This is a genomic window from Rhizobium sp. P32RR-XVIII (assembly GCF_012641395.1).
In the GTDB taxonomy this organism is placed as follows: Bacteria; Pseudomonadota; Alphaproteobacteria; order Rhizobiales; family Rhizobiaceae; genus Rhizobium.
Genome location: NZ_JABAIH010000001.1, coordinates 191,501 through 205,956, shown reverse-complemented (window position 1 = coordinate 205,956; position 14,456 = coordinate 191,501). Strand labels below are relative to the sequence as shown.

At 60.0% G+C, this 14,456-nt stretch carries 16 protein-coding genes; 11 read left to right on the top strand and 5 right to left on the bottom strand.

Going from position 1 to position 14,456, the window contains the following annotated elements; all coding sequences use genetic code 11:
* Positions 1–13: 13 nt before the first annotated feature.
* Entirely contained in the window at positions 14–577 is a 564-nt protein-coding gene (locus HGP14_RS01045) for a methylated-DNA--[protein]-cysteine S-methyltransferase (protein ID WP_168827992.1), read from the bottom strand.
* Positions 578–774: 197 nt separating this feature from the next.
* Between HGP14_RS01045 and HGP14_RS01040 the strand changes: the two genes are divergently transcribed.
* From HGP14_RS01040 to HGP14_RS01020, 5 genes are all read left to right on the top strand, one after another.
* Positions 775–1,392, top strand: a complete 618-nt coding sequence (locus tag HGP14_RS01040) for a 2'-5' RNA ligase family protein (RefSeq protein WP_168827991.1) — start codon at positions 775–777, stop codon at positions 1,390–1,392.
* 94 nt (positions 1,393–1,486) lie between these two features.
* Complete coding sequence (locus tag HGP14_RS01035) at positions 1,487–2,548, top strand: succinylglutamate desuccinylase/aspartoacylase family protein (RefSeq protein WP_168827990.1); 1,062 nt, start codon at positions 1,487–1,489, stop codon at positions 2,546–2,548.
* Position 2,549: 1 nt separating this feature from the next.
* Positions 2,550–2,900, top strand: coding sequence for an ArsC family reductase (locus HGP14_RS01030; protein WP_168827989.1), 351 nt, complete (start codon positions 2,550–2,552; stop codon positions 2,898–2,900).
* A gap of 2 nt (positions 2,901–2,902) precedes the next feature.
* A complete protein-coding gene (gene ybaK / locus HGP14_RS01025) occupies positions 2,903–3,376 on the top strand; it encodes a Cys-tRNA(Pro) deacylase (RefSeq protein ID WP_168827988.1) in 474 nt (157 codons plus the stop codon).
* An 84-nt stretch (positions 3,377–3,460) separates the two neighbouring features.
* Positions 3,461–4,714, top strand: coding sequence for an aminopeptidase (locus HGP14_RS01020; protein ID WP_168827987.1), 1,254 nt, complete (start codon positions 3,461–3,463; stop codon positions 4,712–4,714).
* Here HGP14_RS01020 and HGP14_RS01015 read toward each other — a convergent pair.
* Positions 4,662–5,573 (bottom strand): EamA family transporter, encoded by a 912-nt coding sequence (locus tag HGP14_RS01015; RefSeq protein WP_168827986.1) that lies wholly within the window; start codon positions 5,571–5,573, stop codon positions 4,662–4,664. The two genes, HGP14_RS01020 and HGP14_RS01015, sit on opposite strands and share 53 nt — an antisense overlap.
* 81 nt (positions 5,574–5,654) lie before the next feature.
* Here HGP14_RS01015 and HGP14_RS01010 point away from each other — a divergent pair, with 81 nt between their 5' ends.
* Positions 5,655–6,152, top strand: coding sequence for a MarR family winged helix-turn-helix transcriptional regulator (locus HGP14_RS01010; protein ID WP_168827985.1), 498 nt, complete (start codon positions 5,655–5,657; stop codon positions 6,150–6,152).
* Positions 6,153–6,192: 40 nt separating this feature from the next.
* Here HGP14_RS01010 and xseA read toward each other — a convergent pair whose 3' ends face one another.
* Both xseA and HGP14_RS01000 read right to left on the bottom strand, forming a co-directional pair.
* Positions 6,193–7,779: an exodeoxyribonuclease VII large subunit gene (xseA, locus tag HGP14_RS01005; RefSeq protein ID WP_168827984.1), complete on the bottom strand. Its 1,587-nt coding sequence runs from the start codon at positions 7,777–7,779 to the stop codon at positions 6,193–6,195.
* A gap of 54 nt (positions 7,780–7,833) precedes the next feature.
* Positions 7,834–9,660 carry a hypothetical protein gene (locus HGP14_RS01000; RefSeq protein WP_168828735.1) on the bottom strand — a complete coding sequence of 609 codons (1,827 nt, stop codon included), beginning with the start codon at positions 9,658–9,660 and terminating at the stop codon, positions 7,834–7,836.
* A 176-nt stretch (positions 9,661–9,836) separates the two neighbouring features.
* Here HGP14_RS01000 and HGP14_RS00995 point away from each other — a divergent pair, with 176 nt between their 5' ends.
* The 4 genes from HGP14_RS00995 to HGP14_RS35375 are packed head-to-tail and all read left to right on the top strand — an operon-like array spanning position 9,837 to position 12,329.
* The gene (locus HGP14_RS00995) at positions 9,837–10,832 is read left to right on the top strand and encodes a glycosyltransferase (protein WP_168827983.1); all 996 of its coding nucleotides are present in this window, start codon (positions 9,837–9,839) and stop codon (positions 10,830–10,832) included.
* Between the two features lie 30 nt (positions 10,833–10,862).
* The gene (locus tag HGP14_RS00990; protein ID WP_168827982.1) at positions 10,863–11,567 is read left to right on the top strand and encodes a bifunctional 2-polyprenyl-6-hydroxyphenol methylase/3-demethylubiquinol 3-O-methyltransferase UbiG; all 705 of its coding nucleotides are present in this window, start codon (positions 10,863–10,865) and stop codon (positions 11,565–11,567) included.
* An 11-nt stretch (positions 11,568–11,578) separates the two neighbouring features.
* On the top strand, positions 11,579–11,941 hold the full coding sequence (locus HGP14_RS00985; protein WP_168827981.1) for a transporter: 363 nt from the start codon (positions 11,579–11,581) through the stop codon (positions 11,939–11,941).
* On the top strand, positions 11,895–12,329 hold the full coding sequence (locus tag HGP14_RS35375; RefSeq protein WP_246704338.1) for a GtrA family protein: 435 nt from the start codon (positions 11,895–11,897) through the stop codon (positions 12,327–12,329). Before HGP14_RS00985 ends, HGP14_RS35375 begins: the two co-directional genes overlap by 47 nt.
* Here the strand turns inward: HGP14_RS35375 and HGP14_RS00975 are convergent, their stop codons facing one another.
* Positions 12,330–13,316 carry a Gfo/Idh/MocA family protein gene (locus HGP14_RS00975; RefSeq protein WP_168827980.1) on the bottom strand — a complete coding sequence of 329 codons (987 nt, stop codon included), beginning with the start codon at positions 13,314–13,316 and terminating at the stop codon, positions 12,330–12,332. It abuts the gene before it with no gap.
* A gap of 181 nt (positions 13,317–13,497) precedes the next feature.
* Here HGP14_RS00975 and HGP14_RS00970 point away from each other — a divergent pair, with 181 nt between their 5' ends.
* Positions 13,498–14,445, top strand: coding sequence for an aldo/keto reductase (locus tag HGP14_RS00970; RefSeq protein ID WP_168827979.1), 948 nt, complete (start codon positions 13,498–13,500; stop codon positions 14,443–14,445).
* Positions 14,446–14,456: the final 11 nt, after the last annotated feature.

The following is a 14,456-nucleotide window of genomic DNA, read 5'->3' as shown; positions in this document are numbered from 1 at the left end:
ATGGTCCTCCCACCTAAAATCCCAAGGATTGCTGCGCTGGTTCCGGCGGGGCCAGGCGCACCCCTTCGAGCTCGAGCATCTTCGCCTTCGAATTCGAGCCGCCCGGCGCCGAAAAGCCGCCGATCTTGCCGCCTGCGGCGAGCACACGGTGACAGGGAATGATCAGCGCCACCGGATTCTTGGCCATGGCCTGACCGACATCGCGCGCCGCTTCCGGTCCGCGGCCCAGCTCCTTGGCGAGCGTTCCATAGGTCGTGGTCTTGCCCCAGCCGACACAGCGGGCGGCCTCATAGATTTCCCGGAAGAATTCATCCTGGTTGGACAAATCCACCGTCACGTCTGAAAAATCGACGGTCTCACCGGCGAAGTAGCGTTTCACGGCCTCGATCGTCTCCGCCACCGACGCCGGCGGATGAGCGCTTGCGGCCGAAGGCAGGCGCTTCAACAACAGATGCTCGGTGGAATTTGCCGCCTTCGTCGGAAGCTGAAACCGGGTGATGCCGGCCGCGCTCCATGCAATGCCGCAATAGCCACCGGCCGTCTCGAAAATGCAGTAGTGATGCGTTGCCTCGGTCATGACGCAACCTCCATAATTGCCTACCCTGAAGATCGTATGGCGGCATCCAAGGTTCAACCCGATTCTTGCGCTCGCCCTTATCGGCAGCGCCATTTATAACAGTTTTCGGATTACTTGTTCGCTTTTTGTTCTTGTCAATCTATGCCGCCCTTGGTAGGTTTCGTGCCTTCAAGAGAGACGGCAGATGCCGGTTGCCAATGGAACTCCAAAGTCAGAACGAATTCGGTTTCAAGCCGCCATCAGGGGGAGGACGGCCCGATCGCAGCCCGCCGCCCAGAAAGCCGTTCAATGTCTATTTCGCGCTGCGCCCGGATGAGCGCGCCGCCGAACAGGCGCGCCGCACGGCCGGAGACTTGCGGCGGCGTTTCGGGCTGCGCGAGGAGCCCAGAGCCAAGCGGTTGCTCCATGTCTCGCTGTGCCACCTCGGTCAATGGGAAGAGATTCCGCGCAGCATGCTGTTCGACGGGCTGGCTGCCGCCGCGTCCGTTCGGATGCGTCCCTTCAAGGTGGCGTTCCGCCGTGCCGTGAGTTTCCGGCAGGGCAAGTCCGCGCTTGTGCTCCGCGCCGACGAAGGACACCAGGAAGTGCTTTCCCTGCATGCCCAGTTGGCGCTATCGCTGCTTAATCGCGGCGTGGATGTGCATGTGCGACCCAAGCTCGAACCGCATATGACCTTACTTTACGACTACCGCCGGGTGCCGGAGACGATTCTGCCGGAGCCGATCGTCTGGACCGCGAAATCATTCGTGCTCATCAACAGCCTCACCGGCGAAGGCAGACACGAAGAGATCGACGAATGGCCGTTGCTCGGCTAGCCGGCACAGCCGCATAGTCGAGCCAAAAATCTTGCGCCGGTGCAGCGGACTCGCATAAAGCTCGGTTGAGCAGATTTTTGCGGAGTGAAACAGCGTGGATATTTCCGAGATCATCATCCCCGGCGATACGCCGGGCATCGAGTGGCGCGTGCCGGTGCTGCGATTCAAGGGCAGTGAGCCGAAAAGCCCGAAGACCTATATCCAGGCGGCTCTTCATGCGAATGAATTGCCGGGCACAGCACTTCTGCATTTCCTATGCGAGAAGCTGCGCGAAGCGGAAAGGGCTGGACGTATCGCGGGCGACATCACGATTGTTCCCCAGGCCAATCCGATCGGCGCGGCGCAATCGCACTTCGGCGAATTGCAGGGCCGCTTCGACCTTGGCTCGCGGACCAATTTCAACCGCGATTTCCCGCTGATTTCGCTCGGGGACCGGGATGAGCTGATCGAGGACCTGGACGGCCATCCCTCGACCGATCGGCTGAAACGGCAGCTGATGCATATGGCGCTCGGCGCCGACCTCGTGCTCGACCTGCACTGCGACGACGAATCCCTGCAGTATGCCTATATCGACGAGGCGTTCTGGCCCGAGGCGAGCGACCTTGTCTCCGCTCTGGCGATGGACGCGGTACTGCTTTCCGATGGCGAAAGCTCGGCCTTCGAGGAGGCAATCGGCTTTGCCTGGAAATATGAAGTACCGGGGGAGAAGCGGGCGCGCCTTCCCGGCAAGCTCTCCGTCACGGTGGAGCTTCGCGGCAGACGCGATGTCTACCCGGAAATGGCTAGGAGGGATGCAGAGGGTCTTTGGCGGTTCCTCGCTGCCCGTGGGATCGTCAGAGACGCCGGAGTTTCTCTAGGTGCGTTCTCCGGCCCAGCAGTGCCGCTGGATAATATCGAGATGATCCGCTCGCCGGAATCCGGCGCGCTTCTGTTTCACCGCAATATCGGCGAAAGAGTTGCAGAGGGCGACCTGCTGGCAACGATCGTCACGCGGCCTGGCCTGGCGGATGGCGGCATCGAAATTCGAGCGCCGCAAGCCGGCCTCATCGTCACACGTGTTTCCGATCGTCTGGTGCGCCGGCGTGCGGACCTGATGAAGATTGCCTGCGACCAGCCCAGTAAGGGGTTGCGCAAGGCCGGAACGCTCGAGGATTAAGATGACTGCCACCATTTATGGGATCAAGAACTGCGACACGATGAAGAAGGCGCGCGGCTGGCTGGAAGACCATGGCCTCGCCTATGATTTTCACGATTACAAGGCCGTGGGTATCGATCGCTCCCGATTGGAGCAATGGGTCGAAAAAGCCGGATGGGAAACGGTTCTCAACCGCGCCGGAACGACCTTCCGCAAACTGCCGGAGGCCGACCGCGAAAACCTCACAAAGGAAAAAGCAATCGGGCTGATGCTCGAGCAGCCCTCGATGATCAAGCGGCCGGTTCTGGAAACGGACGGCAAGCTGCTGATCGGCTTCAAGCCAGAAAACTATGCGGCAGAATTCGGGGTATAAGAATGTCGAAGACGACGCGCGCTACCCAGTTTCTCACAAAAGCGGGCGTCAGCTTCACCGTGCATAGCTACGATTATGATCCGAATGCAGAACGCGTCGGCTTGCAGGCTGCCGAAGCGCTCGGCGAAGAACCGCATCGGGTGCTGAAAACGTTGATGGCGGAAGTGGATGGCAGGCCCGTCTGCGTCGTGGTCCCCTCCGATCATGAGGTCAGCATGAAGAAGCTTGCGGGTGCCTTCGGCGGCAAGTCTGCAAACATGATAAAGCCTGCCGATGCCGAGAGGCTGACGGGATACCATGTCGGCGGCATCAGTCCTTTCGGACAGAAAAAGCTGGTTCCAGCGGCAATCGAGGAGGCAGCACTCGCGGAGCCCTTGGTCTACATGAACGGCGGCCAGCGGGGATTGCAGGTGCGCCTTGCGCCGCGCGATGCCCTGAAAGCCTTGAATGCCAAGGCAGCGCCGCTGATCGCTTAGGCAAATCAAGCGTCCAGCTTCATTTCCGCCGCAAAGCGGTCTAAGTCTGACATCTTGAGAGTTGATTGCAGGAGATAGCCGACCATGACCTTCATGCCCCACAGCCAGAATTCCGTCGATCCCGTCAAGCTGAAGAAGCTCGCGGAAGTCGCGGTCAAGGTGGGCCTCAATCTTCAGCAAGGTCAGGACTTGGTGATAACTGCGCCGGTTGTCGCCATGCCTCTGGTTCGGCTGATCACCGAGCAAGCCTATATGGCCGGCGCCGGTCTCGTGACGGCCTTCTATTCCGACGAAGAGACGATGCTTGCCCGCTATCGCTATGGCAGTGACGAAGGGTTCGACCGCGCCTCCGGTTGGCTGTACGAGGGCATGGCGAAAGCCTATCAGAACGGTTCTGCCCGCTTGGCAATTGCCGGCGACAACCCAATGCTGCTTTCCGAGCAGGATCCGAACAAGGTCGGCCGCGCCAACCGGGCCAATTCCGCCGCGTACAAACCCGCGCTCGAAAAGATTTCGAACTTCGACATCAACTGGAACATCGTTTCCTACCCGAACCCATCCTGGGCAAAGGTGGTGTTTCCTGATGATCCGGAATCCATCGCGGTTGCCAAGCTCGCGAAGGCGATTTTCGCCGCGTCTCGCGTCGATCTCGGTAATCCGATCGCGGCCTGGAACGAGCACAATGCCGACCTTGCCAAGCGCTCATCCTGGCTGAATGACCAGCGCTTCGCCGCCCTGCATTTCAGGGGACCCGGCACGGACCTGACCGTTGGCCTTGCCGATGGCCATGAGTGGCATGGCGGCTCTTCGGTCGCGAAGAACGGCGTCGCCTGCAACCCGAACATTCCGACGGAAGAAGTCTTCACGACGCCGCATGCGCTGCGCGTCGAGGGCTATGTGTCAAGCACCAAGCCGCTGTCGCACCAGGGCACGCTGATAGACAATATCCAGGTCCGCTTCGAAGGTGGCCGTATCGTCGAGGCCAAGGCTTCGCGCGGCGCGGAAGTCTTGAACAACGTGCTGGATACGGATGAAGGCGCGCGGCGTCTTGGCGAAGTGGCGCTCGTGCCGCATTCGTCGCCGATCTCCGCAAGCGGAATTCTGTTCTACAATACGCTTTTCGACGAAAACGCCTCGTGCCATATTGCGCTCGGCCAGTGCTACTCGAAGTGCTTCCTCGACGGCGCAAGCCTCAGCCAGGACCAGATCAAGGCGCAGGGGGGCAACTCCAGCCTCATCCATATCGACTGGATGATCGGCTCCGACAAGGTCGATATCGATGGCATCAGGCAGGACGGCTCGCGGGCTCCGGTGATGCGTCAGGGAGAATGGGCGTGACAGGCACCATCGCCCTTTGACTGATCCAGACGCTCGCGAGCACAAGCGCAAAGCCCAGAGCCTGCGCGGGCGTCAAGCCCTGGCCAAGCGCCAGCCAGCCGAGAAGCGTCGCCACAATCGGGCTCAAGAACCCGAGCGACGCGGCTGCCGACGGCTCGATCCGCGATAATCCTCGAAACCACAAGGCATAGGTGACGGCTGCGCCGATCAATCCCAGATAGGCCATGCCGAGCACATTTGCCGTGGTTGGCATCGGAAGCGCCGGTTCGAAAAGCAAGGCGACCGGCACCAGCAGAAGACCACCTGCCGTCAATTGCCATGACGTGAAGGTGAGGTTCGAGACTGGCGGCGCCCAACGGCGTGTCAGCGCCGTTCCGAACGCCATGGAGACGGCGCCTGCAAGGCCTGCGGCAACACCGACCGGATCAAGCGAAGCCTTGGGTGTCAGCACCAGGAGGGCCACGCCGGCCATACCCACCAGCCCCGCACCGACCGCCAGCAGCCGTACCGGTCGTCCAAGAAGAAGGCGAGAGAGCGCAATGACGATCAATGGCTGGACCGCACCGACCGTCGCTGCGACGCCGCCGGGCAAGCGGTAGGCCGAAACGAAAAGCATCGCCCAGAAAAACGAGAAGTTCAGAGCGCCGAGAATGATGACCCTGCCCCACCAGATGCCGGATGGCAGGCGGCGGACGATGGCAAGCAGCAAAAGACCGGCAGGCAAAGCGCGGAGCATTGCGACAGTCAGCGGATAACCTGCAGGCAGGAATTCGGTCGTCACGAAATACGTGCTTCCCCAGATTGCCGGTGCAAGGGCGGTCGCCACGACATCGGCCGCATACAAGCTGCTTTTCTTCATCTCAAGAATCTCTACGTCAAGATAAATATAGAATAGCCTCATTTATCTTGACGTCAAGAGATGTCGTGCTATCGCTTTCCCATGAATGAAAAAGCAACGGACCGTGTCGATAAAATCCTGTCGCAATGGCGGCACGAGCGGCCGGACCTGGATGTCGAGGCCATGGGCATACTGGGACGGCTGAATCGGCTGACGACGCATCTTGGCCGCGAGGTCGAGCAAGTCCTGCTGCAGCATGGACTCTCATCGTCCGCCTTCGACGTGCTGGCGACGCTTCGGCGTTCCGGCGAGCCTTATCGCCTTTCGCCGGGCGATCTGCTGGCGATGACGATGGTGAGCTCCGGAACGATGACCAACCGTATCGATCAGCTCGAGAAAGCGGGTTTCGCCGAACGCATTCTCAATCCGGACGACCGGCGAAGCGTGCTGATCGCGTTGACGGATAAGGGTTTTGCAGCGGTCGAGGCCGCGGTTGGCGCGCATGTCGCCAATCAGCAGCGGCTCACGGAAAACCTGAGCGATGAAGAAAAGGCGGCGCTCGACGCCCTGCTCCGCAAATTTCTGGCGAAATTCGAATAGTTAGGTGGCGTGCGGCCCCCTTGCGAACAGGGTCCTGACGCTAGAAAAGGCTGCCCTGTTTCGGCGGAGCGGACGGCTCTTCCGATTTCGGAGAATGCTTCCGCGCTGGCGGTGGCGCGCCGCCTTCGGTCGTGACGGCACCGACGCTCCCGTCGGCGAACTCGATCGCAATGGCGGCCCCGGGCGAAAGCGCTGCGGCCTGGGAGACCGGCCGGTTGTCATCGTCCCGGATGACGGCATAGCCGCGTTTCAGGACATTCTTATAGGACAGCGACTGCAGCACGCGATCGTGTGCCGCAAGCTCGCCCTTCGCCCGTACCAGCTGATGGCGGACGGCGGTGTCAGCGTGACGGGAAAGATTTGCGAGGTGGTCGCGCACCCGCGCCGTCTGAGTCCGCAGGCGCCCCGGCAGCGAAACAAAGACGGCATCGGCGCGGGCAACGCGGGATTTCGAACGATCGATCAGCCTCTCGACCATGCGCTCGGCTCGCGTCATCCGCTCTGCAAGCACCTGGCGGCGCTCAACGATGCGGCTGGAAAGAACCTCCGGCCTCAAATGCGACCCGATCCGCTCGAAGCTGCGGCGCTTGTTGATGGTGTTCAGTTCCAGCCCGCGGCCAAGGCCGGCGGCCGCCTCGTCAAAGCGACGGCGCGGCAGCGCAAGCAGCTGGTCAAGCGATGGAAATGCCCGCATCAGCGCGCGAACGGACTGACGCCGGTGGTCCATCTGCCGGCTTGTGCAGACTTGAAGACGGGCTGAAAGCGCCGAAACCTGTGCTTCGAGTTCAGCCCTGACGGGAACGGCCATTTCAGCAGCCCCGGTCGGCGTTGGCGCCCGTACATCCGCGGCATAATCGATCAGCGTCCAGTCCGTTTCATGCCCGACGGCGGAGATGAGCGGAATATCGCTTTCTGCTGCCGCGCGTACGACGATTTCGTCGTTGAAGGACCACAGATCTTCGAGGCTTCCCCCGCCGCGGGCAACGATCAGCACATCCGGCCTCGGCATCTCGCCGCCCGGCTGGAAGCTATTGAAGCCGCGGATCGCGTTCGCCACTTCCGCGCCGGAACCGTCGCCCTGCACCTTGACCGGCCAGACGATGACATGGACCGGGAAGCGATCGGAGATGCGATGCAGGATATCGCGAATGACGGCGCCGGTGGGCGAGGTCACGACGCCGATGACCTGCGGCATGAATGGCAAACGCTTCTTGCGCGTTGCGTCGAAGAGACCTTCGGCGCCGAGCTTGCGCTTGCGCTCCTCGAGCAATGCCATCAGTGCGCCGGCACCCGCGGGCTCCAGCGTTTCGATGACGATCTGATACTTCGATGAGCCCGGAAAGGTCGTGACCTTGCCGGTGGCAATCACTTCCATGCCCTCTTCCGGACGGAACCTCAGCCGTGAGAACGTGCCCTTCCAGACGACGGCATCGATGCGCGCGCGGTCGTCCTTCAGCGAAAAATAGGCGTGACCGGATGAATGCGGCCCACGGTAACCGGAGATTTCGCCCCGCACCCGCACCTGATCGAAAGCAGTTTCGACGGTGCGCTTGATCGATCCCGAAAGTTCGGAGACCGAATATTCGGTCAGGTTCGTGGGCGAATCGGTATCAAAGACGTTGCTCATCCCTTCTTTCTAGCGAAAGCGAAGGGAAAGATCAGCACAGCATCGGATTGCCGATCAATTTTCCGGTTTAAAAAGGAAGAACTGCACACCGGAAGCCTCGGCCTTGGGAAGCGGCTGAAGGTACGATGGCACATTCCCCTTCGCCAATTGCGAATAGAGGCCGTCCGGCTTCAGTTTCGCAAACTGCATCGTCGGATAATCGTCCGGGCAAAAAGCCAATACACTGACGCCTGCCCCTCTCAAAAAGGCCTCCGCATCCTTCGGTTCAGAGAGGCCGATATGCATCTCCGTCAGCATGCCTTGCGGATTGCGATGGTAAGGGGCGGTCAGGACATGCTGGCCGGTGAAGCGAAGAATCGGCACGCCGAGTTCAGATGAGGCCGCCACCATGCCGACAGGCATTGCATTGAGCGGCGCAAGAGCCTCTCTCGATCTGCATGAGGGCTTGTTTTCGTCCTCTTTCGCCTCCTGCGTTTGCCTCTGCATTTCGATGAGGGCTCCGCCGACGGCCCAGACAGCCGGCACGCTTGCGAGTACCAGCATGATGTAGCAAAACGCGATCACGACATTTTCGCGATCGTTGTTCGAAATGCGGCGGATATCGATGACGAGCAGCGCGAGCGGCAGAATCGCGATCAGGTTTGCAAAAGGGACCCCCCGCACCTGCATGAGACCGATGCCCCAGCAGACGACGAGCAGGAAAAGCAGTATGGCGTGGACTCGCACCCTGTCGCGGTAGAGAATCCTGAACGCGCAAACAGCAATGCCCAGGAGACCGACCGCATAAAGGGCGCCGACGCCAAACGGCTCGGCGCGGATCATGGCAACAACAGAGCGCGCCTCGGAGATATTGTTCAGCCAGAGCTTGACAAGCATCGGGTCAAGATCATCCAGCGGATTATGCAGGCACTGGGGTGCAATCACGACGGCGGACGCCGCGACCGCGATGCCGATGCCGCCGAGTGCAACGAAACGGCTCGTTCGTGATGACCGGCTTGCCAAAGTTGCGGCAACCGCAAGGAGGCCGCCCCCGATTGCGGCGAGACTATAGAATCCAAGCGAAAAATTGTCGCAAGTCACGGTCGAGTACAGATGCGGCGCTACTGTTGAAAAGAACAGGACGCTGATGGCCAGCGCAAGCGTCAGTCCGAAAGCGCTGGCCGCATTGCGGAAGGCTTGTCCTTCTACGGCCCAATGAAGAGCGACGACGATGCAGACCGCAGCGACGAAAGGCGTTGTCTCGACCCCGATGGCGATCGCCAGTGCCGCAGTCAGGCCGGCGATGACATAGCTCCGGATGCTATGCCTCTCATCGAGAAGCATCGCCGTCATCATCGCAACGAGCCCGATCTGCGCGTTGTGATGGTCGATCGCGCCTGGCATGAAGCGGCTGGTGGTCCAGACCCCCAACGCTGTCATCCCCAGCGAAATGTGCATGGCAGGCGCACCGCCAATCCGGCGGCCCGCAATTGCCATTGCAAGCATGAGCGGGATGATGAGCGACACGGGCCAGATCGCAAGCGCGACAGCTTCCGCCTGCTCGCCAGCGAAAAACAATCCGAAGAATTTGATGAGTGCGGCGATCGGTAGATCAATGAGCCGCGACCAGTGCATCGGCGTCCCGTCGACACCCAGGCGGTATTGCATCAAATCAAACCAGCCTTGGCCGGAAAGAAAATCCCGCACTTCGACGAGCCGCATGCCGTCGTCATTGTCCGGTCCAACATAGTCCTTCGCGCCGATCAGCTTCACCGGCAAAATGCTTGCGATCAGCACGGCACTGTAGATGAACACTGACGGCCACAGGCGCGTGAGCAGCTTGCGCGCAGCTGCAAGCCACCCGACGGACGGCGGAGTTCTGGAAGTTGAATTGCCGGTCATTCCTGCGACGTTCGCCATTCGAGCTCATCCCGCCCTAAGCCGGGCGAAACTTAGCCCTTGCAGATCAAGAAAGTGTAAAGCGTGCGGTCCGGCAGCCGACTTCTTTTTGGACCGTAGGGTCTTATTAACGCCGTGTGTTTTAGACTATGTGCCAACCAATAGTGGCGAGCACGACAATGACGCGATCGCAGGCCCTGAACATTGCCGTACTGCTGCCTTGCTACAATGAAGCGGCGACGATCGGCGCGGTCGTTCGCGGTTTTAAGGCAGCACTGCCCCATGCGCAGATCCACGTCTACGACAACAATTCGACTGATGGAACCGCGCTCCACGCCATGCTGGCCGGTGCTTCCGTCGTGCGCGAACGGCGGCAGGGGAAGGGTCATGTCGTGCGCCGCATGTTCGCCGATATCGACGCGGACGTCTATCTGATGGCCGATGGCGACGGTACCTATGCGCCGGAGGACGGCGAAGAACTGATCCGCACACTGGTGACAGAACGCGCCGACATGGTGATCGGAACGCGACGCGGCGTTCACTCGGATGCAGGACGCAACGGGCATGCTTTCGGCAACCGCATCTTCAACATTCTCTACCGCACGATCTTCGGGCCGGATTTCACCGATATCTTCTCAGGCTACCGGGCTTTCTCGCGTCGTTTTGTCAAAAGCTTCCCGGCCGTTTCCGGTGGTTTCGAAATCGAGACCGAAATGTCCGTGCATGCATCACGGCTCAAACTTCCGGTCGCTGAACTGGAACTCGATTACGGCCGGCGTCCCGAAGGCTCGCACTCGAAACTCTCGACCTTCAAGGACGGCGGCAAAATCCTCTGGATGTTCGCCATGCTGATGAAGGAAACGCGGCCCTTTGCGTTCTTCGGCCTCATCAGCGCGTTCTCCATGTTGTCGAGCCTTGGCTTCATGGCGCCGGTGCTGGCGGAGTATTTCGAAACGGGCCTTGTCAACCGCATGCCGACATGGGTTCTTTCGATGGCGCTGATGATGATCTCGTTCATGGTTTTCACGGCAGGCCTGATCCTTGATTCAGTCGCCCGCTCGCGTGCCGAGCAGCTGCGGATCCATTACCTCGACATCACCGCGCCGAGCCAGAGTACAAAGCCAGAAAAGCCCATTGGAGCCGCCCAAAGCGGCAGGGCCGCCCGTACCGCATAGTTGATTCCGCTCAAAGGTGACGCCGTTTCCATGAACAGAGAAACCACAAACCGCATTCGTTTCGTGCTGGAAGACATTCTACCGCCGTTTGCCCGCGATTCAGGAGCTTTCCGCTGGGCTGCACAGCGCGTCTGGGGCGACCACATCAAGCATTTGGCGAGGTTTCGCGAGCGTGCACCGTTCCTTTCGGCAGAGGAATATGCTGAGCTTTACCGCAACCACCCTCGCGTTCACGAAGGTACCGACAATTCGGCGGCGTGCATCAGCCGCATTCTCGGATCTATCGTGGGAGGGAGCGTCTGCGACATCGGCTGCGGCACGGGCGCACTGCTTAGCCGCATTCAATCGGCGCATTCGAAGCTCCGCCGCCTCACGGGTGTCGATTTCGTAATAGACGACGCGTCACGCCTTTCCGGCATCGAGTATGTTGCGGCCAAGGTCGAAACCCTCCCCTTCGCCGACGCGGAGTTCGACACGGTTATCTGCACGCATGTCATCGAACATATTCTCGACTACCGGCAGGCAGTCGCAGAACTACGACGGATCGCAAGACGCCGCCTTATCATCGTCGTGCCGCGGGAACGCGAGTACCGATATACGTTCAATCCACACTTCAACTTCTTCCCCTATACGCATTCGTTCCTGAGGGCGGTTCAGCCCGTGCCGCCAGTTTACGTCTGCGAGGATATCGGCCGTGACATCTTCTATTTGGAAGAGAGGGACACAGCGGATTGAAGGACGGTTCGATGCTTTCCACGTTTTCAGCGGGTACCTGGATTGGGCTCGTCGGCACACCGCTTCTGATCGCTTCGGGTCAAGTGCTGTTCAAACTGACGAGCGCCACTGCAGGTGAGCTCAGTGCCCGCAATATCCTCGCGCTGCTTCTCAATCCCGTGCTGCTCGCAGCACTGCTCCTTTATGGGCTTGGGACAGTTATCTGGATTTATGTTCTGAAAGCCGTCCCGCTGACGATCGCCTATTCCTTCATGGGATTGACATTCTGCTTCGTGCCTCTGCTGGCGCAAGTTTTTCTCGGGGAAGCCCTCACTGTGCGTTACGTCATTGGCGCGGCTTTCATTGTTGCCGGCATGCTGGCGATCAATGGCTGATATCTCTGCCAACCGAAGTGAGTTGCTTCTGCGCTTTGCCGCATTGTTGCTGCTCGGACTGGCGGCAGATGCGCTGTTCTTCCATTTGTTGCTGAATGCTGCGTTCGGCCCGCTCCTGACGCGGATAGTGAGCCTTCTTGCGAGCCTTGGCATTATGCTTGCGATGCTGCAAGGCATCGATCTCACGCTTGGAAACCGGCTGTCGATCGGACGCCCCGGCATCCTCGCCATCCTGCTGATTGCGGCTGTGTTGAACTACGGCCTCTACGCGGCCCTGTTGCTCGCGGTGCCCGCCCTGCAGCCGCTGGCGGCGATGGTGCTTGCCACCGCCGCATCGATGGTCTTTAGCTTTTTCGGCTATTCGCGCTTCGTCTTTCGCAGCGAATAATCAGACGGGTTCCCAGCCGTCCTTCTCGCTCGCGCGGTAGATCGCGTCGATTACCTTCTGGTTCAGCTTCGAGCTTTCGAGCGTTACAACCTCCTCCTTTTCGCCTTTTGCAGCGCGGGCGAAAGCTTCGGCCTCGCACTTGTACTGGCGGCTATCGGGGAAACGGAAAATCTGCGATTCGGAATGGTTGCGGTTGGTGAGTTCGATTTCCTCGGCGCCATAGCGGTCCGCATTGAAGGGCGACTTGACCTCGATGAAGCCATCCGTGCCGTGGAAGACCATGACCTGACGAGCCGCCATCTGGGTGGAAATATAGAAGCTCTGCTCGAAATCGCCGAAATCGGCCTTCACGCTCGAATAGATATCGGTGCCGAAATCTGGATCGCGTTCGGTCACGGCCTGGATGCGCAGCGGCTCCTTGCCGGTGACGAAGCGCGTGCTGATCGTCGGGTACACGCCGATATCGGGCAGTCCGCCGCCGCCGAGCTCGGGAATGTTGCGCATGTTGCCGGCATCGCGGTTGAAATAGGTGAATGCGCCCTGGACATGGCGCAGGCGGCCGATGGCGCCGTCGGCCAGCAGAGCACGAACCTTCTGCCAGACCGGCGTGTAGGTGACCATATAGGCCTCAGTGATCAGGACCTTGTTGCGATCGCGGGCGGCGATCAGGCTGTCGATTTCATCGGCCTTGAGCGCAATCGGTTTTTCGCAAAGCACGTGCTTGCCGGCGTCGGCCGCCTTGATCGTCCATTCGACATGCTGCGACGTCGGCAGCGGAATATAGACGGCATCGATCGTGTCGGAAGCGAGCATCTCTTCGTAAGAGCCGAAGGCGTGCGGTACGGAAAAACGATCGGCCATCTCCCGAGCCTTTTTAAGGTCGCGGCTGGCAATGGCGGTGACAACACAGTTTTCCGCATCCTGAATGGCGGGAACGACAAGTTCGCGGCCGATCTTTGCGGTCGAGATGATACCGAAACGTAGCATGGCTTGAGCCTCCCTGAGCTTGAATGAGGGCAACCTTATTCAGCGGGTTGAGTTCACGCAATGGCGCTGGCGCAATTCACGGAAGTTTGGTTTCGCGCGCTTCGAAACTGCGCTAGTTTACTCCCGGCGGCGTTCTGCTGCGTCTGCACTTTCAGTTAAATCAGTAATTTAGGAGCGCGCCATGGAAATGCGCCGGCTTGGAAAAACAGGTCTTTCAATCTCCCCGATCGTCTTCGGCGGCAATGTCTTCGGATGGACGGCCGACGAGAAGACCTCCTTCGATATTCTCGATGCCTTTTTCGACGCGGGTCTCAACACCATCGATACGGCCGACGTCTATTCCTCCTGGGTGCCCGGAAACAAGGGCGGCGATTCAGAGGAGATCATTGGCAAATGGCTGAAAGAGAAAAAGGTCTCGCGTGACAAGGCGATCATCGTCACCAAGGTCGGCTCCGACATGGGGCAAGGCAGGACGCTCAAGGAGCAATATATCCTCAGGGCCGCCGAGGATTCGCTCCGCCGCCTGCAGACGGATTATATCGACCTCTATCTGTCTCATTGGCCCGACGAGAATACGCCTTATGAAGAGACGCTTGGCGCCTTTGCGAAGCTGAAGCAACAGGGCAAGATTCGCGCGATTGGCTGCTCAAACCTCGATGCCAGCCAGCTTCAGGCCTCTCTTGATGCCGCAGAGAAGGCCGGTGTTCCGCGCTACGACGTGCTGCAGCCTGAATACAATCTCTATGAGCGCTCGAGCTTCGAGGGGCCGCTTGCCGATCTCTGCGTCAAGGAGGACATCGGCGTCATCACCTATTTCAGCCTCGCAGCCGGGTTCCTCTCCGGTAAATATCGCAGCAAGGCCGACACGGAAGGCAAGGCGCGCGAAAACCGCGTCGCCCAATATCTCGATGACAAGGGCGTGCGCATCCTGGCCGCCCTCGATCAGATCTCCGCCGAGACCGGCGCCAAACCTGCCGAAATCTCGATCGCCTGGCTGCTCAACAAGAAAGGCGTGACGGCGCCGATCGCCAGTGCTACGAGCCTTTCGCAGCTTGATAGCCTTGTGAAGGCGGCAACACTCAAGCTTTCAGAGGACGCGATGAGGGCACTCGACAAGGCGGGAACCTGAGGAGTGACGCT